At 50.4% G+C, this 19,607-nt stretch carries 19 protein-coding genes; 16 read left to right on the top strand and 3 right to left on the bottom strand.

Annotated elements, in window-relative coordinates; all coding sequences use genetic code 11:
• Positions 1–26: 26 nt before the first annotated feature.
• Positions 27–3,659: a response regulator gene (locus tag P771_RS18185; protein ID WP_051617099.1), complete on the bottom strand. Its 3,633-nt coding sequence runs from the start codon at positions 3,657–3,659 to the stop codon at positions 27–29.
• A gap of 107 nt (positions 3,660–3,766) precedes the next feature.
• Positions 3,767–5,140: a sensor histidine kinase gene (locus P771_RS0104115; protein WP_028574139.1), complete on the bottom strand. Its 1,374-nt coding sequence runs from the start codon at positions 5,138–5,140 to the stop codon at positions 3,767–3,769.
• Between the two features lie 169 nt (positions 5,141–5,309).
• Between P771_RS0104115 and P771_RS0104110 the strand changes: the two genes are divergently transcribed.
• From P771_RS0104110 to P771_RS0104030, 16 genes are all read left to right on the top strand, one after another.
• Positions 5,310–5,762, top strand: coding sequence for a metal-dependent hydrolase (locus P771_RS0104110; RefSeq protein ID WP_028574138.1), 453 nt, complete (start codon positions 5,310–5,312; stop codon positions 5,760–5,762).
• Between the two features lie 151 nt (positions 5,763–5,913).
• Positions 5,914–6,939 carry an RnfABCDGE type electron transport complex subunit D gene (locus P771_RS0104105; protein WP_028574137.1) on the top strand — a complete coding sequence of 342 codons (1,026 nt, stop codon included), beginning with the start codon at positions 5,914–5,916 and terminating at the stop codon, positions 6,937–6,939.
• Positions 6,936–7,577: an FMN-binding protein gene (locus P771_RS18180; RefSeq protein ID WP_051617098.1), complete on the top strand. Its 642-nt coding sequence runs from the start codon at positions 6,936–6,938 to the stop codon at positions 7,575–7,577. Before P771_RS0104105 ends, P771_RS18180 begins: the two co-directional genes overlap by 4 nt.
• A 2-nt stretch (positions 7,578–7,579) precedes the next feature.
• The gene (locus P771_RS0104095) at positions 7,580–8,185 is read left to right on the top strand and encodes an Rnf-Nqr domain containing protein (RefSeq protein WP_028574136.1); all 606 of its coding nucleotides are present in this window, start codon (positions 7,580–7,582) and stop codon (positions 8,183–8,185) included.
• Positions 8,186–8,794, top strand: a complete 609-nt coding sequence (locus tag P771_RS0104090; protein WP_051617097.1) for an electron transport complex protein RnfA — start codon at positions 8,186–8,188, stop codon at positions 8,792–8,794.
• A 12-nt stretch (positions 8,795–8,806) separates the two neighbouring features.
• Positions 8,807–9,910 carry an NADH:ubiquinone reductase (Na(+)-transporting) subunit F gene (locus P771_RS0104085; RefSeq protein WP_028574134.1) on the top strand — a complete coding sequence of 368 codons (1,104 nt, stop codon included), beginning with the start codon at positions 8,807–8,809 and terminating at the stop codon, positions 9,908–9,910.
• Positions 9,911–9,914: 4 nt separating this feature from the next.
• The gene (locus P771_RS16390; RefSeq protein WP_051617096.1) at positions 9,915–10,406 is read left to right on the top strand and encodes a hypothetical protein; all 492 of its coding nucleotides are present in this window, start codon (positions 9,915–9,917) and stop codon (positions 10,404–10,406) included.
• On the top strand, positions 10,381–11,397 hold the full coding sequence (locus tag P771_RS16385) for an FAD:protein FMN transferase (RefSeq protein ID WP_051617095.1): 1,017 nt from the start codon (positions 10,381–10,383) through the stop codon (positions 11,395–11,397). Before P771_RS16390 ends, P771_RS16385 begins: the two co-directional genes overlap by 26 nt.
• Positions 11,398–11,707: 310 nt before the next feature.
• Positions 11,708–13,003 (top strand): RnfABCDGE type electron transport complex subunit C, encoded by a 1,296-nt coding sequence (locus P771_RS0104070; protein WP_028574133.1) that lies wholly within the window; start codon positions 11,708–11,710, stop codon positions 13,001–13,003.
• Positions 13,000–13,980 (top strand): RnfABCDGE type electron transport complex subunit D, encoded by a 981-nt coding sequence (locus P771_RS0104065; protein ID WP_028574132.1) that lies wholly within the window; start codon positions 13,000–13,002, stop codon positions 13,978–13,980. The genes P771_RS0104070 and P771_RS0104065 overlap by 4 nt, the downstream gene beginning before the upstream one ends.
• Positions 13,981–14,119: 139 nt before the next feature.
• Positions 14,120–14,716 carry an RnfABCDGE type electron transport complex subunit G gene (locus tag P771_RS0104060; RefSeq protein WP_051617094.1) on the top strand — a complete coding sequence of 199 codons (597 nt, stop codon included), beginning with the start codon at positions 14,120–14,122 and terminating at the stop codon, positions 14,714–14,716.
• A gap of 11 nt (positions 14,717–14,727) precedes the next feature.
• Complete coding sequence (gene rsxE / locus P771_RS0104055; RefSeq protein ID WP_028574130.1) at positions 14,728–15,354, top strand: electron transport complex subunit RsxE; 627 nt, start codon at positions 14,728–14,730, stop codon at positions 15,352–15,354.
• A gap of 3 nt (positions 15,355–15,357) precedes the next feature.
• Positions 15,358–15,936, top strand: a complete 579-nt coding sequence (locus P771_RS0104050) for an electron transport complex protein RnfA (RefSeq protein WP_028574129.1) — start codon at positions 15,358–15,360, stop codon at positions 15,934–15,936.
• A 66-nt stretch (positions 15,937–16,002) separates the two neighbouring features.
• A complete protein-coding gene (locus tag P771_RS0104040) occupies positions 16,003–16,800 on the top strand; it encodes an RnfABCDGE type electron transport complex subunit B (RefSeq protein ID WP_028574128.1) in 798 nt (265 codons plus the stop codon).
• Between the two features lie 84 nt (positions 16,801–16,884).
• Entirely contained in the window at positions 16,885–17,358 is a 474-nt protein-coding gene (locus tag P771_RS0104035) for a universal stress protein (RefSeq protein ID WP_028574127.1), read from the top strand.
• On the top strand, positions 17,355–17,807 hold the full coding sequence (locus P771_RS0104030) for a SoxR reducing system RseC family protein (protein ID WP_028574126.1): 453 nt from the start codon (positions 17,355–17,357) through the stop codon (positions 17,805–17,807). The genes P771_RS0104035 and P771_RS0104030 overlap by 4 nt, the downstream gene beginning before the upstream one ends.
• Positions 17,808–17,888: 81 nt before the next feature.
• Here P771_RS0104030 and P771_RS0104025 read toward each other — a convergent pair whose 3' ends face one another.
• Complete coding sequence (locus P771_RS0104025; RefSeq protein WP_028574125.1) at positions 17,889–19,595, bottom strand: FAD-dependent oxidoreductase; 1,707 nt, start codon at positions 19,593–19,595, stop codon at positions 17,889–17,891.
• Positions 19,596–19,607 lie beyond the last annotated feature (12 nt).

Below are 19,607 nucleotides of genomic sequence, written 5' to 3'. Positions count from 1 at the left end.
TTCTGACCGGGACTGCCTTTCCTCTGTCACCCCTGGGGATCTCTGATAAAATCCCTGATAACGGTTTCCACAGCCTTGATCTCCTCTCTGAGCCTAACCAGAAGAGCCTGCGCTCCGTCCATGTCTGTGTTCCTGCCCATTAATTCCAGTTTCCTGGCTGTACCTAAAGCTGTTTCAGCAGCAAAAACCCCCAGCATTCCTTTGAGGGTATGGGCGTTCAAAGCAAGTTTTTCATGGTCTGCGTTCTCAAAAGCCTTCTCCAATTCCTGAACATAGCCTGGGCAGGTTTGCAGAAAATTCCTTCCTAGTTCGGCCATCAGCTGAACATCATTTCCGATCCTGGCCAAAGCAGCTTCTAAATTAACCGGGCCAGTCAGGTCCTCTTTTTCAGACCGGGCTGGAGAAACCCTGGCCATTTCATTGAGCACTCTGGCTATTTCCCTGAACAACTCTTCCTCACGCATGGGCTTCTGAACATAACTGTCCATACCAGCCTCAAGGCAGCGGTCCCGATCCCCTTTCAAGGCATGAGCAGTAACTGCAATTATGGGAATCCGTCTGCCGGTCCTGTTCTCGGTTTTGCGTATTCTTCTGGCTGCTTCCAGGCCGTCCATTTCCGGCATCTGTACATCCATAAGGATCAGGTCAAAACTTTTCTCATCAAGCACCTGCAAGACATCCCTGCCGTTGGACACCGCCACAACATTGTGTCCGCGCCTTTTCAGAAGGTGAACAGCCAGCTTCTGATTGATTTCATTGTCCTCGGCCAGAAGGATATTCAACTCTGAAGGTACTGGCAGGAGCATATCCTCCTGCTCCAGATTCAGGTCATGATCCTGTTGAGTGTTTATGTTCAAGGCATTGATAATGGTCGACAAAAGTTCCGACTGTTTCACGGGTTTCATCATGAAGCTGAAGACATCAACACCCTTTAGTCTGGCAGTATCCCTTTTCCCTGCTCCAGATGTCAGAACAATCACCTGGGTTTCCCTGGCCAGGCCTGCCCTGGTCATTCTTTCCAGGACTTCAAAGCCATCCATGCCCGGCATATGAATATCCAGAATCATCAGGCCGAATCCCGGCCCACTGTTTTCCTTTTCTTCCCTTTCAAGGGTATCCAGAGCCTGCGCCCCGTTTTCAGCTGATACAGGATCCATTCCCCAGTAGCTCAGGATTTCCTCTAGTATCTTCCTGTTGGTGGCATTATCATCTACAACCAGAACCCTGACTCCCTTTAGCTGGGAAATGTCTCCAAATATATTGCTTAAGGGAAGATCCTTGGCCGGCTCAAGGGGAAGGACAAAATGAAAACTGCTTCCACTGTCAGGCTCACTTTCAACCCAGATCGTTCCATTCATCAAGGAAATCAGATTTTTGCAGATTGCCAGTCCGAGTCCTGTCCCGCCCTGCTTGCGGGTGGAACTCCCATCCAGCTGCACAAAGGTTTCAAATATCCTTTTTTGATCTTCATGAGCAATGCCCATTCCAGAATCAGAAACCGTGAAATGGATCAGCTTTGCTGGCCCATGGCCTTGAGGCAGATCCATCTGGCCCTTTCTTTCCCGGGCTTCCTGAACTTTAATCTCTACTTCACCTTTTTGAGTGAATTTTATGGCATTGGACACCAGATTGATCAGGATCTGTCTCAATCTGTCCGGATCTCCAAGGTACATGTCTTCCAAGGATGGCTGAATCCTCACATTCAGATCCAGTCCCTTGGCATGGGCTTGAACAGCCAGGGTCCTGATGGAGTCATCAACAGTATCCCTGAGCTTGAAACTGACGTGGTCAATATCCAGCCTGCCGGCCTCAATTTTTGAAAAGTCAAGAATATCATCAATCAGGCTGAGCAGAGATTCCGCCGAGGTCTTGGTTATGGACAGGTATTCACGCTGCTCCGGGGTGAGTTCAGTGTTCAGGGCCAGCTCAGTCATGCCCATTATCCCGTTCATGGGAGTTCTGATTTCATGGCTCATATTGGCCAGAAATTCACTCTTGGTCCTGTTGGCGATTTCAGATGCGGCTGCCGCAACCATGTACTTGCGCATAGTATCTTCAAGGCGCTCATTAAGCTCTTCCAGGAGACGATTTTTCTGCTCCAGGTCCTTCTCCCTGAGCACATGCCTGGTGACGTCCTGAGCCAGCTCCAGGTAACCCACCACATTACCACTGCGATCCTTCAGCTTTCTGGCCACTGGCCTTATATAGATTGCTTGGCCGTCCTCACGCTCCCAGCGGATGATCTTGTCTGGATCAACCCTCTGGCCTCTTTTCAGGATTTCCACCGGGCATAAATCGCTGTCACAACAGTCGGCCTTGAACACTTCGCTGCAGGTCAGTTTCTGAAGGTCCCTGGTTTCCCTGATCCCGGCCAGATTCTTGGTTGCATGGTTTCCCTGGATGAACTTGAAGTCAGGCCCAACCACAAAGACCGGATCAGGAATGGCGTTAAGAACTATCCTGTTCATGTTCATAACCTGGTAGAAGCTGTCAATAAGCCCATTAAAGTCTCTGGCCAGATCAGCAATCTCGTCACTTCCCGATTCCTTGAGCCTTGCTCCGGGATCATTGCTTCCAGCCTGAATGGCCCGCATCTGGGTCCTCATCCGGCTGATGGGATCAAGAACGCTTCGTTGCAGAAAATGTCTGCTGAAAAAAAAGAACATCACCATAACGGAAGCCAGAAACGCCCAGAGAACGACACGCTGGGTATTCAGCACAGCCTGTTCCTGAGTAATGTCCATCATTAGGACCACCACGCCCATATCCTGCCCACTGAAATCGGGCAGCGGGAAAGCCGCAAGAGCCTCTCTCCCCTGAATCCGAACATATAAATCCTGGATGCCCCTATCCAGATCCTGACCAGTGATGGATGCTGCCCACCTGTGATCCTGTCCGGCCACCAGGACATAGTCCTGCTCCCAATCAATCCCTGTCTGTCCGTCATTCCACTCCTGAATTACACCTGCCAGGTCCCGGCCCATAAATAGATGAAGCCGGTGTCCCTCCTTGAGATCGAGTAATTCCCAGAGAGAATTGAAATCAGAGAGAACTTCCACCGAGCCCAGATACTTTCCTGCCGGCGAATGGATGGGCAGGACACCTCGAAGGGCAGGACCTCCTCTTCCAGCTTCAAAACCGTAGATCGGCTCCCTTTTATCCATGACCCAGTTTATGGTATCCCGAAACTGTCTGAGATCTTCGGACATATCCAGGTAGGATCCATCCTGAAAAACATTTTTTTCCCGCCACATTCTGACAAAGCTGTATCCATTGGGAAGGTGAAAATGCAGTCTCAGCACCTCCCCGGAACCATGAACCAGGGACTGGCCCAGAAGATGTCCGCCCAGGGCCGCCCTTATATCCTCTCTGGCCTCCTGGACCATGGGATCTAAGGGATCGTCAATATTACCGGACAGTGCCTTTTCATAGGCGGTCATAACCTGGGGAAGCATGGCAAAGACAGCAGCCTGTTCCATGTTTTTCATGGCTACAGTGTCCATGAACTGATACACCTTTTGCTGCTTTTCCCAGCCAAGCTTGGTAATAAAGGATTCTTTAAGTCTGCTGGCCTGTCTGTCTGCCATGAACAGCCCAAGGACCGCCAGGATCAGAATCAGAGCCAGAAGGGGCAGAAACATTTTTTGCTTGATTTTCATCGGAACCAACATCCGAACCAGTCGGGATCAGGATTGCTCAATATCATGCAAATTGCTCGGGGGAGTGCAGCTGAACAGTTCAATTCCAGATCCAGGCTTCTTAATCATCAGGCCTGACCAGTCAGGGGCAGGACAAAGTAAAAATTATTGCCCAAAGGAGTAGGTTCATATCCCACCACTCCCCCGTGCAGTTCAACGATTTCCCTGATAAAAAAAAGGCCGTGACCGGTCCCCTGTTCTTTTCCAATATTTCCAGCTCGAAATCCTTCCCGGAACAGGCCTTCCCTGTCTTCAGGCTGAATATGGGACCCTGTGCTGAAAACATTCAATTTTATGCCGTGTCTGTCAGGCCCGAAGTAATCAGGCTTGTGCTCCCATCCGTAAGAAATGAACTTTACCCTGTTGCCGGCAAAATCATCAACTTCCCTGGTATACTTTGCTGCATTGGAAAACAGGTTGGCATAAACTTGGCTGATGAGTCCCGGATCAGCCACCACTTCAATTTCCTGGTCTGGCACTCCTGCCAGGGCGATCTCAATCCCCTTTTCCTTGAACTCATGGCTGTACCTCTGGACCTGGGGGTCAATAATCTGGCTTTTAAAATTGCAGGCCTTTCTTTCCAGCACATATTTACCCTGCTCAAAATGACTTCTCCTGAGCAGTGTCTCCAGAAAAAGGCTGGTCTGTTCATAGTGTCTATAGATTTCAGCATAATGCTCTTGAAGTCCATTGTGGATGTACTCCATTTTGGCCATTATCTGCTGATCTTCATTAAGGGCATAAGCTGCCTGCAACTCATTTTTCAACTCTCCCAGGGCTTTTATATTGGCTTCCAGTCTGCGATAAAACAGCTTGAAAAACATATTAGGAACAATGACGTTATGCCCAATGTCCTTGACCAGAGTTTTGATAAACTGCAGATGCTCACGGTTCTTTTTACTGATCATCCGCATGTGCAGCTGAAAACCAACCCTGTTGGCAAACTTTTCAAAAAAAAGCCTTTCATGTCTGGAAAGGTCCTGGGCTGGCATTATCTCCAGTACGCCCATAAGACCATGGGGAGGATTAAAGGGGATTTGGTCAATCAGCTGTTTATTGCCTTTAATGGGAAGATACAGGGAGTTGTCCCTCAGCTTGGGGGTAGAAAAAAAAACCAGGCTGTCCGGATCGCGGTTTGGCAATGGGCATGCATCAAAGCAGGTGGCCACCTTGTCGGCCTGGCCCTCCCGGAGCAGATACAGGCTGCATTCAAGATCAAAAAAGACCTTGGGAATGAGCACAATTATGGAAAGAAGGTCTTCAAAGGAATCAAACTCCTGGGAAAGATCGAAAAAGACATTTAGGGCGCTGCTCTGAATGGAGGTAAAATCATATTCAGCATAGTCGTCTATCTTTTCGTGCATTCTCTTCTGGACCCGGAAGGACCTTTTTTTGTCCAGGCATTTCATTGACACGTCAATCACTGGTATCTGGTCGTCCATGGTTCTTCCCCGTGAAATTTAATCAACCTTGAACTAAGCAGTTGACATAAGCATATTTATTTTTACACTGCATCTTTTAACAAGTCAAAAAAAATGGAACTTTGCCGGTTTACACCAGCATCCGCAGCCTCTTGTTGGAGGCGTTACTGATTCACGCAGGAGGCAGAACATGCCCGGGTACAAGGGACACGCTGCAGGAGCTCTGCTCATGGGGGCCGGTACTCTGGCCGCAGCCAACTGGCTGGGATGGTACGGACCTGATCCCGGAACAGCAGTGCTGCTGATGGGTTTTGTAGTTTTGGGAGCTTTATTTCCAGATGTGGACACGGATTCCATAGGCCAGAAACTGTTTTACTCCCTGCTGGCAATTATCAATTTAACTCTGATGATTCTAGGACACTACAAATGGGCGGCAGTGCTGGGTTTTTGCGCCCTTTTACCGGTGGTGGCCAGACACAGGGGCTGGATTCACACATGGTGGGCCATGTTTCTCATCCCCATGGCCATATTCATAATTCCCATAGTTTTTTACGAGGTCCCCTGGAAAAACCTCTTGCCCTTTTATCTTGCTTCGGTTTTCGGGTATTTCACCCATCTTCTCCTGGACCGGAAATTTGTCTGACCCGTTGCCCATTGTCCTGTGTCAGCTATTTATCACTCCTTGACAAGGACCGGTGGGAAAAGGATAAGATCCATAGATAGACTGAAGAACCCGGTTCTGCTCTACCTGAACCAGGCTGTTCTGTAACATTTTACAACTCTTTCGGATTAACATGATCAAGCCAGGTTTCCAGAAACAAAAACCCATGCAGAAGGTTCTTGTGGCCCTGATCCCTCCAACTATCTGCGCTGTATACTTTTTCGGTCTCAGGGTCCTGGCTCTGGTCCTGATATGCATAATCTTCGCCTTGATCACCGAATGGATCACTGCCTCCAGAAGAAAGGCCAAAGTAACTCAGGCCTGTCTTGTCACAGCCCTGATCTACTGTCTGATCCTTCCACCCACTGTACCTTTCTGGATTGCTGCAGTAGGCATTGTTGTAGGCATCCTTTTCGGCAAAGAGGTCTTTGGCGGGTTCGGAAAAAACGTTTTCAACCCGGCCATTGTGGGCCGGGCCTTTGTCTGGATCTGCTTTCCAGTGGATATGACATCAAAATTCGTGCCTTCATTTTCCGGCTTTCCCGGAGGGTTTGCTCAATGGAGCATGATTTCCTCCCAGGAACAGCCCGGTTACCTGCTCAGGGCCGGGCTGGACGCCCTGACTTCCGCCACCCCCATGTTCGCAGCCAAAACCTATGGACAATTCACTGATCTTGGGGCTCTTTTTTTGGGAAACATTTCCGGTCTGATCCAGGTAGAAGGCCATCCCATTGTCCTGGGGGCTGGTTCCATGGGCGAAGTAAGCGCCCTGGCCATTCTCCTGGGAGGTGCCTGGCTTTTGTACACCAGAGCAGCCCAGCCAAGACTCATGCTCTCACCCATTCTGGGAGCCCTATTCACTGCCCTGCTCTTGAAGCACGTGGCCGGAGTCGATACCGTACCTGATCCCCTTTTTGTAATCCTTTCCGGCGGGCTTCTCTTTGCCGCGGTCTTCATGGTCACTGAGCCGGTCACCGCACCCAAGAGTCCTCGGACCCAGTGGATTTATGGACTGTTCATCGGAGCCATGATCGTTCTTTTGAGATACAAGGGGATCTTTACCGGAGCTGTGGCCTTTTCAATACTCCTGGGCAACATGCTGGCTCCGTCCCTTGATATGTGGATGAAGAGAATCAGGGCAAACCGGGAAAAAGTATGAATAAAAACAGCACGTCATATACGGTCTTTTTTATCACCACCCTGACTCTGGTCTTCGGGACCGGAGTATCCCTGGTTCACCACCTGACCAAGGACATGCTGGCAGAGAATGAACTCCTGCACCACAACCGGGTACTTGCTAAGGCCTTTTCTTTGGAAGTTTCCGGCCCGGCTGCTTCAGACTATATCCAAGCGGTGGAGTCCGGCCTGAACGTGCAAACCCAGTCTTTGGAAAACAGGGAATGGACGGTTTATATCCCCAGAGATGAAGAACAGCATCTGATTGGCTTCAAGTTTCAGGGCCGGGGAGTCTGGGACGTGATCACCGGAATTCTGGTTCTGGATAAGGACCTTGAGCACATCAGGACCCTTGAGTTCCTTGAACAGCATGAAACACCTGGGCTGGGTGCCAGGATTGAAGAGGAATGGTTCAAAGCGGAATTCCAGGGATTAAGGATTGCTTGGGACAAACCCCTTCATCAGAGAATCATCATCGGCCCTTCGCCGGATCCCGATCCTGTCAACCAGGTGGATGCCATTACAGGAGCCACCCAGACCTCAACGGCTCTGATGGAGTCCTTGAACAGGGAATTGGATGGATTTAAACGGCTGACCCGTGAAACCGGTTTTCTGGATTGATTATGGCAGACACCCCCAAAAATATACTTGTCCAGGGCGTGTTTTCAGAAAACGCCGTCTACCGCCAGGTTCTGGGAATATGTTCAGCCCTGGCCGTGACCAACCTTCTGGCCAATACCCTGTTCATGTGTGTGGGTGTCATCTTCACCACCATCATGTCCAACGTGACTGTTTCCGTGCTTCGCAACCATATTCCCAAAAGGGTCAGAATGATCACCCAGGTTTTGATCATAGCCGGATACGTCATGATGGTGGATGTGGCCATCAAAGCCACCAATCCTGACATTCACAGGTTTATCGGTCCATACGTAGGTCTGATCATAACTAACTGCATCATCATGGGCCGGGCAGAGGCCTTTGCTTCCCAGAATCGCCCCTGGCCCTCATTTCTGGATGGCCTGGCTGCTGGACTGGGCTATTCACTGGTCTTGATCGCCATTGCCCTGGTAAGAGAGCCCCTTGGTTTTGGAACCATCCTGGGTGTTGATCTGCCGGGAAGGGATATCTGGTGGTATCAGTGGACCATTATGGTCATGCCGCCAGGGGCCTTTTTCATGCTGGGGATCCTGACCTGGATGGCCAGGGCCAGACTGGACAAGGATAATTAAATGGAAACAACACTGGAAAGCGGATTTTTCACTGCCCTCTTGCTGATCTTTCTGTCGGCCGCCTTTACCAACAACATTCTTCTGGCCAGGTTTCTGGGAATGTGCTCGGTCCTTGGAGTGTCCAAAAAAGTGGACACCAGTATGGGACTTGGGGCTGCAGTGATCTTTGTTACCACCTGTACTTCGGGCATCAATTATCTTGTTTACAACTACCTTCTCATCCCTCTGGATCTGGAATACCTGAGACTCATCACCTTTATTGTGGTCATTGCCTCTTTTGTCCAGCTGGTGGAAATGATCATTGAGCGGGTGTCCCTGGTTCTTTATAACTCCCTGGGCATATTTCTGCCCCTGATAACCGTCAACTGCGCCATTCTGGGAGTTTCCCTGTTCATGCTCGGTCAGCCTTATACCTTTTCCCAGGCCCTGGCCTTTGGTGCTGGAAGCGGATTCGGATGGTTTCTGGCCATCATGATCATCGGTGGCATCAGGGAAAAAATCAATGAAAACGCCCTGCCCAGAGGTCTGGCCGGACCAGGCATAACCCTGATAATCATCGGAATCATGTCCCTGGCCTTTGTGGGTTTTTCCGGAATGATAACCATCTGAGATCCTCAGCCTATGCTAAGTTCCATTGCCGTTGCCCTCCTGTTTCTGACCTGCACCACCCTGACTCTGTCTCTGCTGCTGGTCCTGGCTGAAAAATGGATCCTTAATTATGGTCCATGCTCCATCGATGTTAACAACGGTCAAAAAAAACTGGACGTCCTGGGCGGATCCAGCCTGCTGGGTTCTTTAGCTGAAAACGAAATATTCATCCCCTCTGCCTGCGGTGGCCGAGGGAGCTGCGCTTACTGCAAGGTCAAAGTCCTGAATGGCGGAGGCCCTGTAAGTCCCATTGAAAGTCCTTACCTGAGCGATCAGGAAATAAAGGATAAAGTCAGGCTGTCCTGTCAGGTCAAGGTCAGACAGGACATCAAAGTTGAAATCCCGGATGAACTTTTCAAGGCCAAACGATTCCAAGCAGTTGCGTCTTCCAAAAAAATGCTCACCTATGATACCATGGAACTGGGGCTGGATCTTAAGGAACCCGGGCAGATCGATTTTAAGGCCGGTCAATATATTCAGCTGGAGTCAGCCCCTTATAAGGGCCGGGATTCAGTCATCAGGGCCTATTCAATTTCCTCTTTGCCCTCAGATCAGAACCGGATCGAACTGATCATGCGCAGGGTTCCTGAAGGGATATGCACCACCTGGGCCTTCGACCACCTGGAAGCTGGAGAGCGGATCTTTTTCAGCGGCCCATATGGAGAGTTCAAACTTCAGAATACCAAGGCTCCGGCTGTGTTTATTGCAGGTGGAAGCGGCATGGCTCCTATCTGGAGTATCCTGCGTGACATGCAGGAGAGAAAAATATCCAAAAAATCCATATATTTTTTCAGTGGCCGGACCTTTGATGACCTTTTCTTTACTGACGAGCTTCGGGCTTTGGAAAAAACACTTCCGGATTTCAAGTACATCCCCTGTCTTACCAGGGAGCCGGAAGATTCTGGCTGGACCGGAGAAAGACAGAGGATTCCGGAAGTACTTCCCAGATATATTCCCGATGCCTCTGAATATGAGGCTTATTTGTGCGGATCGTCAGCCTTGATTGAGGCCTGTTGCGCTGGACTTTCCCGGCTGGGCCTCAAGGATGAAAAAATGTACTTTGATAAATTCGAGTAGAACAGTGAAAAGAGCACCCCAGGAACAAAGCACTCTTGAATGTCTCGAGTCTTCCAGGTTTTCTGCCCCGGGATTTCTGGGCAATGACCCAAGGGAGATTGAGGAAATCATCTCTGCTGACGCCAGGACTCTGGCCAGCCACGAGCTTGACCGGGAGACTCTGGCCGGAAAGCTGGAATCGATCTACCTGGAGGCAGGCAGGAAACTGGGAGCCCCTGTGGAAATAGCCCCGGGAATTAGTGCTGCCTACCTGGAGTGCCGCGGAAGAATTCCTTCCCCCTTCCCCGGGGAAGGCACCTTTGCCAAAAGTCCAGTCAAAGTGACCTTCATGGATGGAGGTTTTTTCTACATAACTCCTCTGTCCATCCATCTTATCCGCAGACATGGTTTTTTCCAGGGCAAAGGGTCACCTTTCCGCATTGACCCGGAAATTGTTGCTCATATCCTGCTTCGAACTCAGAAGGCCCGCCATGACCATCAGAAAAATAAAGATTAGTTTGGGCTTGATAAGCCTGGGCCTGAGCCTTTTATCCTGCTCGGGCAATACATATGATTACCATGTCCTGTCCGGCCAGACCATGGGCACCTACTTCCGGGTGACCATTTTGAGCAATAACGAACAACAGGTTGTGGAGCTGGAAGAAAAAATTCTGTCCAGATTTGGAGAAATCAACAGGATTCTTTCGGTGTTCATTCCTGACAGCCAAGTATCCCAGTTCAATGCTCTAAAAGCAGGTCAAACACTCTGTGTTGCCCCTGAATTTCAGGAGATAATGCGGGTTTCCTTCCAAGTCCATGAGCTGACCAGCGGGGCCTTTGATCCCACCCTGGGACCGGTGATCGATCTCTGGGGATTCGGGGTCAGTGCCAGGCCCCTGGATGAGCCTGATCATGAAGCGATAGCCAGAGCCATGTCCGGAGTGGGACTGGACAACATTGTCATGGACGAACAGGGTTGTCTGAAAAAAACACACCCTGATACCCGGTTAAATCTGTCAGGGGTAGCCAAGGGGTTTGGTGTGGATGAAATCAAAAGGCTATTGACCGACCAGGGCCTGAACACATTTCTGGTGGACATAGGCGGTGACATCTTTGCCTCAGGCAAAAAGATGGACCAGTCTGCCTGGAGGATAGGGGTCAGTGTGCCCTCACCCGGGGCTGCGCCTGACGACCTGGTCCATGTCCTTGAACTGACCGACCAGGCCGTGGCCACCAGCGGAGACTATCGCAACTATCTGGAACTAGGGGGGCGAAAATTCAGTCATATTATTGATCCAGACACAGGTTATCCAGTGCGTACAGGTACGGTCAGTGCCACGGTCAAGGCAAAAACCTGTGTCCTGGCTGATGCCCTGGCAACGGCCATGCTGGTCATGACCAGGGACGCAGCCCTGGATCTTGCCCGGGAATCAGAACTGTTCGAGACCATGCTGATTGAACAGGACCAAGACCTGAACTTTTCCCTGCACTTCAGCCAAGCTTTTTAAATCCCGGTCAGATCAGGCTGCTCCTGCCTATCCTCTTCCGCATACAGACTGATAATGTCCATTTGGCGAAATCATGTTTATACTTGCCAGCAGTTATTCCAAGTTCAATAATGCATATTCCATTTTTCTAGAATCAGAAACAGAACTGGCTTGGCAGTTTGTGAAAAAATGTTCTTCGTTGACGCTTTAGTTTCTGGTTGAGATATGATTAATGAGGATATATCATCTCTGGATTTAAAAATAAACATACTGGACCCTGAACACCAAAGTCTATCGAACCACTGAACCATGACTTCCAAGAAGGACTCCTATGAACACGGTTAGTTTTAAAGGGGGGCTGAAGCTTCCAGTCACCGGACCCGGTTCCGGCAGGCCCATAATCCCGGTTCCCCCTGGTGAACAGGTGGTAGTTCCCATGAAGCAGGATCTAGGGCCTGAATGTGAGCCTGTGGTAAAAAAGAAGCAGATGGTCCAGGCAGGAGAACTCATCGGCAAAAGCCCACTGGAGCACGGAGCCTGTCTGCATGCTCCTGTTTCGGGCAAAGTCATTAACGTGACCAAGTCCTTTATTCATTTTTCAGGAAAACGGATGTCTGCGGTAATCCTGGCCAAGGATGGCCCTACAAACAAAGCCAGAAGGGCTGATGGTGACGACCTTTTGGGATCACTTTTCTTGGGAGGTCTGGTCGATTTCGACAAAGACACCGTGCCCCTCCCCATCAAACTTGATGAGGCCAAACTCAATCACGTGGACAGCCTTATCGTCAACGCCATGGATGTTGAACCTTTTTTTTCCAGCCGAATCAGGGTCTTAACCGAAAGACTCCATGACGTCCTGGCTGGCATCAAAACTGTCAGGGATTTTCTGAACATCAAACAGGTTTTTATTGTTTTTGACCAGGAACTCGGTGGTCTTATATCTGACCATCAAATCCGGAATCTGGGCGATGTAATCCTGGTTCCCCTCAAGTACAAATATCCCCAGGCCATTGACTATCTTTTAGTCAAGGCGGTCCTGGGAAAAGAGGTCATGTGCACCATTCCCTGCCGGGACATCATGCACAGTCAGGACATAGACGGACTGGTGCTATCCGTTGATACCCTGGCCTCTCTGGGCTCAAGACTCATTTCAACGGAACGGGTCATAACCGTTCGGGATTCTTCCGGACGGCTGGATGAAAACGTCCAGGTCCAGATAGGGACACCTGTTAACAAGATTCTTGAAACCTGCTCCTACCAACTGGACCCCGAATCCAGGATCGTTGCCGGCGGTCCCATGATGGGCCAGACCCTGGCCGATCCCATGATGCCGGTGACCAAAGACCTGCAGGGAATCTTTATTCTGGACAAAAAACATATTATTCAATCCCAACCCGGGACCTGCATCAAATGCGGCCTTTGCGTGGATGTCTGTCCGGCCAGACTAATGCCATTCATGATCTCAGGCTCAGTGGAAAATGCTGAATATGACCAGGCCCAGAAGTACCAGCTTTCATCCTGTTTTGAGTGCGGATGCTGCACTTATGTCTGTCCATCCAACATACCTTTGCTGCATTGGATTCAATTTGGAAAATTTGAAATCTTCAAACAAAGGAGCAAGCTGTGAACACTTCCCGGATGGTCGCCGCAGCAAGTCCCCATATCCACAGTGGAAACTCCATATCCAGGATGATGCTCAACCTGATCATCGCCCTGATTCCGGTGACCATGGTGGGAGTATACCTTTACGAAATGCAGGCGGTAAGGCTCCTGGCCATTACCATTACCTCAGCAGTGGCCTGGGAAGTCCTTTTACAAAGACTGTTTAAGCGAAGGATTGCCATCGCCGATTTGAGCGCCGTGGCCGGAGGCCTGCTGCTGGCTCTTCTGCTGCCTCCTACCCTGCCCTGGTGGATGATTGTCGTTGGAACCTTTATGATGATTTTCCTGGGCAAGGAAATTTATGGAGGACTGGGGTGTAATCCCTTTAACGGAGTTTTAATTGCATGGGTGGCTCTGAAAATATCATACCCCATGGCCATGGAGGACTGGCCCTTTCCTGACAGGGACCTGTTTGCAGATATGCCTGCCCTGGACATTCTGAGGTATGACGGACTGTTCATGGTTGAGGAGTTTTACCCCTTGAGCACTCTTTTTTTGGGGCTGGACGTCATCGGGCCCATTGGAGAAACATCCAAGCTGGCTCTGCTTATCGGCGGGATCTGGCTCATTGTCACCAGGACCATATTCTGGCACTTACCCTTGGCCATGTTCGCCGGGGTGGCTGCCTTTTCAGCGGTATTCTGGCAGTTGAACCCCCACGAGTACCCTTCTCCCATGTTTCATCTCCTGGCTGGAGGGACATTCATTGCTGCGTTTTTCCTGGCCACGGATTTCAGCTCCTCTCCGGTAACCAAACCGGGCATGGTGGCCTTTGGAATCTTTGCCGGAATCCTGACTGTTATCCTCAGGACCTGGTCCCAATGGACCGAAGGAGTTTATTTTGCTGTTTTTATGGCCAGTCTCCTGACTCCTCTTATGGATAAGATCAGACCGGCAGTCTTTGGCAAGAAAAAATTCTTTAAAATACCAACCAGACGATGACGGTGGACCCAAAAGAGATGCCCTGGGATTCAGGAGACCTTTCCGGATCGATTGATTTTTCTAACTCTGTTCACTGCGTTCAGCAATGGAAAGCTCCTTTCAGAAAGCATGGAAGCGGCTTGCTACAGGAGAGATATTCGTGACCAGAAAAGACCTTATCCGAATGATTTTCATCATGACCCTGGTAACCTCCATGTGCGGCGGAGCCTTGGCCATGGTCAAAATGACCACCAGGGACCAGATTGAATACCAGCAGATCAGATTCATCAAGGAACCGGCCCTGAACAGGATCCTTCCTTTGGATTATGATAACGACCCCATTTCCGACCGGCTGACCATCCCTTTGAATATCCGGGAAAACAATGGCGAACTCACGGTTTTCACTGCAAAAAGGGCAGGCAAAGTTATATCAGTGGCCTTTGAAAGCTTTGCCCCTGGATACGCAGGGCCTGTAGGGGTGATGCTGGCCATTGATCCAGTGGGAAACGAACTGCAGGGAGCTGCCGTGACCACCCACTCGGAAACACCAGGCCTGGGAACAAGGATTATTGATGTGCCAAGTTTCGGCCTCCAGTTTCAAGACAGACCCCTGGACCAGGATTTCAGGCTGCGCTCCGATGGAGGGACCATCCAGGGAATCACCGGGGCCACTGTTTCAGCTGCTGCCATGGCCAATGCCGTGCACAAAGGGGTGTCCTTGTTCGACGAAATCAAAGAGCACCTGGAACTGGATTAAAGGAGTTGATCATGGCTGATTCCATCCTCAAAGTCTTTTCCCGGGGGCTGTGGAAAGAAGTGGCCCCTCTGCGTTTCGCCCTGGGAATCTGCCCGGCCCTGGCTGTTTCCACCAATGTGGAAAGTGCCCTGGGCATGGGCATGGCAGTGCTTTTCGTACTGCTTCTCAGTAACGGTCTGGTTTCCGCCATCCGCAACATTGTTCCGGACAAAGTCCGGATTGCAGTCTTCATCAGTATCATCGCAACCGGGGTGGTTATTGTAGAACTGGTGATGCAGGCCTATTTTTATCCTCTGTTCCTGGTCCTGGGCATCTGGATCCCTCTGATAGTAGTAAATTGCCTGGTCCTTGGCCGGGCAGAGGCCTTTGCCCGAAAGAATCCAGTCCACCTGTCCCTGGCCGACGCCGTGGGCATGGGCCTGGGATTCACCATGTCCCTGGTGGTCATTTCTTCCATCAGAGAAGTGCTGGGAAACGGGACTTGGCTCGGATTCATGATCATGCCCCAAGGTTATCCCGGATTCGATTATCTTCTTCGGCCGGCTGGGGCCTTTCTGGTCTTTGGCCTTGTCCTGGCCGGGATGAACCTTATTTCATCAAAGATCGAAGACAATAAAATCAAAAAAAGGATGGGTTAGATCATGGAAGATTATCTGTTGATGATGGTCTCAGCCATGTTCATCAATAATATTGCCCTGATAAGATTCATGGGTAATTGTCCCATAGTAGGGGTGTCCAGCTCCATGAGCAGTGCAGTGGGGATGTCCTTTGCCGTTATTTTCGTCACCACCCTGGCTGGAACCACCTGCTGGATAATTCAAAAGGCCGTACTTGAAGTCTTTAATCTGGAATATCTGCAGACCCTGGTTTTCATCCTGGTCATCGCCTCCAATGTCCAGATCACTGAAATGGTAGTCCAGAAGGTCTCCCCTCCCCTGTACAGAGCCCTTGGGATATATCTTCCCCTCATCACCACCAACTGCATGGTGTTCGGAATTTCTCTGCTCAACATCCAGGCTGAGAGGAGCTTTATGGAGACCCTGGTATATTCGGTCTCAGCAGCCATGGGCTTTGCTGTTGTCCTGATAATCCTGGCTGCCATTAGAGAACGGATGGCCGCCACTGCCAGAGTGCCAGGAGTCTTACAGGGAGTTCCCATTACCTTGATTACAGCCGGCATTATGGCCCTTAGTTTTGCCGGTCTACTGGGGCTTGATTAAAAATGACTCTCCCTGTTTCCAGGACTGTATTTTCTTTTTTCATTAAAAAGACTTGAGGATAACGCCATGGAACAGATCATAATAGCCATTGCAGCCATGGGCATAATCGGACTGCTCCTGAGCCTGATTCTAGGGATTACGGCCAGGGCCTTTTATGTCCCGGTTGATGCAAGGATAGCCAGGATAAACGACGCTCTGCCCGGGGCAAACTGCGGAGCATGCGGCCTGGCTGGATGCTCGGACCTGGCCACGGCCATTGTATCCGGTCATGCTGAACCCAAAGCCTGTAAGGCCGGTGGGAGCGAAACCCTGGCCCTGATCTCAAAGATACTGGGGGTGGAAGTTGATGCAGATGAGCAGATGGTGGCCCAGATGTTCTGTAGCGGGACCAAGCACTCTTCCGATCACAAATTCATCTATACCGGCATTCACGACTGCCGGGCCGCTGAACTGGTTTCAGGCGGGGACAAGTCCTGCAGCTACGGCTGCCTGGGCCTGGGAACCTGTGAAAAAGTCTGCGCTTTTGGTGCCATAACCATGCTCAAGAGCGGTCTGCCTATTGTTGAAGCAAAAAAATGCACTGCCTGCGGAAACTGTGTCAAGGTGTGCCCCAAGGGAATTCCCAAACTGGTGCCCATAAGTCAGAAAAGCGTCTGCTTCTGCCAATCCCATGATCCAGGAAAGGTGGTTAATAAAATCTGTTCAGTCGGGTGCATCGGGTGTTCACTGTGCAAAAAAGTATGCCCGGAAGACGCCATAAACATGGTTGACTCCCTGGCTGTGGTCGATCCGGCCAAGTGCACTGGATGCGGCATATGTTATGAAAAATGCCCTACTGGAGTTATACATAAGCTTGTGATTTGATTTTTTTTGAGCTAATTTCTGGTGGTTATCCTGCATAAGGGAAGCCGTTTTATTTTTACGCTTTTTTACAGGGAGGGGGGCAACATGCACAGAGTATTAATTGCGGTTGATGAATCAAGGAATTCTCTGAGTGCCGTCCAGTATGTGGCCAATATTGTCAGGCCGGACAACGTTACAATAACCCTGCTCAACATCCTGGACACTCCGCCTGATTTGGAAAAACAGCCCACCATTCATCCGTTCTTTAAAAGCAAGCTGCAGGAATTACGGGGACAGAGCGGAACTCAGCTCAAACTGATGGAGCAGGTACTTTGTGACTACTGTAGCATACTTACCCAGGCCGGCATTCCTGGTGAAAACATTCAGACCAGAATCCTCAAAACCAGAGAAGGCACTGCCAAGGACATCATCTCCGAAGCCAAGGAAGGTCAGTACGACACCCTGGTTATGGGCAGAAGAGGGGTTTCTGGAATGGAAAAACTTTTTCTGGGCAGCATCTCCAACAAGATTGTTAAATCCATAAAAAACTGTTCAGTCTGGGTCATTGACAAGCAATGAGCATCTTTGACCGAAAAACCGGACAAGTGATATCAACAGACCATGGCCTGGCCAGAGTCAGGGTCAAAAGAACCAGTTCCTGCGCAACCTGCTCGTGTGCAGGGATCTGCAGCCCTTTCGGTAAAGACTGGATGGTCATTGAAGCCAGAAACATGGCCGGGGCCAGCCAGGGACAGGAAGTGGTTGTCACCTATGAAATGGAAGACGAATTAAAAGCTTCCTTCATCCTGTATATCATCCCCCTGTTCAGCCTGATTCTTGGAGCCGTAGCCGGGGCCTGGCTTGATCCCCTGGACAATCAGGATCTGTCTTCAGTGACAGGCGGGTTCGGTCTGCTTTGTCTGACTTATCTGGTCATCAGGGCCTATTCCAGAAAAAAATACCAAAATCTCAAGAGCTTCACACCCGTTATCCAGGAGATCCTTGCCAGAGATCATCAGGAGACATAGGACCAGTTCAGAACCAGGGACCTTTCCAAAGCCTGCTGTTAATCCTGGTCAGACAGGTCATGCAGGGCATTCTCCGAGAGTCTAGATATCCAGCCCCCATTTTTTCAGAAGCTTCATTCCTCCGGAAACATTAAGGGTGTTATCAATGCCGATTTTTCTGAGCCGGAGCTGGGACTCGTAGGATCGCCCCCCGGTGTTGCAGACCAGAACAATGGTCTCAGCCCTGGGCACCTTGTCAAGGTTGGAGCTCATGGATTCATTGGATACATTTCTCCACTTGTCTGGATACTTCTGCAGGTATTCAGCTGCATTCTCCAGATCCCTGCAGTCAAGAAAAATAATGTCTTGCTGGTCTCTGGTCTCCCAGAGACGGACAAAATCCTCTGGCCCTATCTCTTTGTTTCTGCCCTGAAGGACGTTCTCTGCTGTGTGCCCCAGATTGTTCAAAGCGTCCATGGCCGAGCTGAATGGTGGAGAATAAGCCAGTTCAAGGTTGCTGATATCCTTGGTGGTGGGCTGGTGAGGGAGCAGAACAGCCACTGCATCAACTCTGCCCTTCAGGCCGTCCTTGTTGGTACTGATCCCCTGAAGGCCAAGTATCCGCCCGGTGTTGTTCTCAAAGACAAGCTCCAGGTAGATTAAATCATTGTCCGGGTAAAAGTGGGACTTGTCAAACTGGACCACAAAGGTGCTTAAAGCATCATAACCTTCTTCCCGAGCCTTTTCCAGGCTAAGACCGGTTCCAACAACTCCGTGGTCAAACAGCTTCACTGCAAAGGAACCCACTGCACCAGGAAAGACATCTTGCCCACCGGCAAGGTTGGTCCCAATGACCCGGCCCTGTCTGTTGGCCATGGAACCCAAAGGGAAATATCCAGCCTTCCCAGTGACCAGGTTTGCAATTTCCACGCAGTCTCCTCCGGCATATATGTCCGGATCAGAAGTGCGCATGTATTCATCCACAATGATCGCACCCTGATTTGAAATCTTCAGTCCGGCCTGGCGAGCAAGTTCGGAATTGGGCTGAACTCCCACAGCCATGACCACCAGATCTGCCTCCAGCTCTCTTTTGTCAGTCACCACCCCGGATACTGAGTTTTCTCCTGCAAGTTCCAGCACCTTTTCATTAAGCAGAAACCTGACTCCATTGTCCTCCATGACCTTTTTGGCCATCCTGGACATGGCCATGCTTGTGAATCCCGGCAGGATCTGGGGGGCTATCTCAACAACCGTGGTATCAATTCCCCACAGATCGATCAGGGCTTCAGCCATTTCCAAACCAATAAATCCCGCTCCGATGACCACTGCTCTGTTTATAGAGCCCCGGCTGATACTGTCCTTGATCTTTACCGCCTCTTCCAGGCCTGAGACTGTAAACACATTTTCCAGATTGCTGCCTGGCAGAGAAATTTTTCTGGGGCTGCTTCCAGTGGCCAGAACAAGCTTGTCATAATTCAGCCGATCCTCTTTGCCGCTTTCCAGGTCTTTGATCAGGACCTGCCTGGCTGCCCGGTCGATCTCCAGTGCTCTTGTCCGGGTCAGGACATGAACTCCCTTGACCTGCTCGAAAAAACGGGCATCCCGGACCATGTGAAAGGTGGTGGACTGGAGTTCCCTGGCGTCACTCACATCTCCGGAAATATAATATGGAATTCCGCATCCTCCATAGGAAATAATCCTGGATTCATCAATCATGATCACTGAAGACTCAGGCTCCAGCCTTTTGAATCTGCACGCTGCCTTGGGGCCCAGGGCCACGGCCCCGATAACCACTACCTGTTTTGCCATTATTTGCTCCGG

It is taken from the genome of Desulfonatronovibrio hydrogenovorans DSM 9292, from assembly GCF_000686525.1.
GTDB classification, from domain to species: Bacteria; Desulfobacterota; Desulfovibrionia; order Desulfovibrionales; family Desulfonatronovibrionaceae; genus Desulfonatronovibrio; species Desulfonatronovibrio hydrogenovorans.
This window is presented reverse-complemented; position numbering and strand designations above follow the sequence as displayed.

Excerpts from the sequence above, each read along its gene's own strand:
- P771_RS18185 (WP_051617099.1), bottom strand. The coding sequence starts at position 3,659 with ATGAAAATCAAGCAAAAAATGTTTCTGCCCCTTCTGGCTCTGATTCTG.
- P771_RS0104040 (WP_028574128.1), top strand. The coding sequence starts at position 16,003 with ATGGAACAGATCATAATAGCCATTGCAGCCATGGGCATAATCGGACTG.
- P771_RS0104095 (WP_028574136.1), top strand. The coding sequence starts at position 7,580 with ATGGCAGACACCCCCAAAAATATACTTGTCCAGGGCGTGTTTTCAGAA.
- P771_RS0104105 (WP_028574137.1), top strand. The coding sequence starts at position 5,914 with ATGATCAAGCCAGGTTTCCAGAAACAAAAACCCATGCAGAAGGTTCTT.
- P771_RS0104025 (WP_028574125.1), bottom strand. The coding sequence starts at position 19,595 with ATGGCAAAACAGGTAGTGGTTATCGGGGCCGTGGCCCTGGGCCCCAAG.
- P771_RS0104050 (WP_028574129.1), top strand. The coding sequence starts at position 15,358 with ATGGAAGATTATCTGTTGATGATGGTCTCAGCCATGTTCATCAATAAT.
- P771_RS0104090 (WP_051617097.1), top strand. The coding sequence starts at position 8,186 with ATGGAAACAACACTGGAAAGCGGATTTTTCACTGCCCTCTTGCTGATC.
- P771_RS0104030 (WP_028574126.1), top strand. The coding sequence starts at position 17,355 with ATGAGCATCTTTGACCGAAAAACCGGACAAGTGATATCAACAGACCAT.
- P771_RS0104110 (WP_028574138.1), top strand. The coding sequence starts at position 5,310 with ATGCCCGGGTACAAGGGACACGCTGCAGGAGCTCTGCTCATGGGGGCC.
- P771_RS0104035 (WP_028574127.1), top strand. The coding sequence starts at position 16,885 with ATGCACAGAGTATTAATTGCGGTTGATGAATCAAGGAATTCTCTGAGT.
- rsxE (WP_028574130.1), top strand. The coding sequence starts at position 14,728 with ATGGCTGATTCCATCCTCAAAGTCTTTTCCCGGGGGCTGTGGAAAGAA.
- P771_RS16385 (WP_051617095.1), top strand. The coding sequence starts at position 10,381 with ATGACCATCAGAAAAATAAAGATTAGTTTGGGCTTGATAAGCCTGGGC.
- P771_RS0104115 (WP_028574139.1), bottom strand. The coding sequence starts at position 5,140 with ATGGACGACCAGATACCAGTGATTGACGTGTCAATGAAATGCCTGGAC.
- P771_RS0104070 (WP_028574133.1), top strand. The coding sequence starts at position 11,708 with ATGAACACGGTTAGTTTTAAAGGGGGGCTGAAGCTTCCAGTCACCGGA.
- P771_RS18180 (WP_051617098.1), top strand. The coding sequence starts at position 6,936 with ATGAATAAAAACAGCACGTCATATACGGTCTTTTTTATCACCACCCTG.
- P771_RS0104085 (WP_028574134.1), top strand. The coding sequence starts at position 8,807 with ATGCTAAGTTCCATTGCCGTTGCCCTCCTGTTTCTGACCTGCACCACC.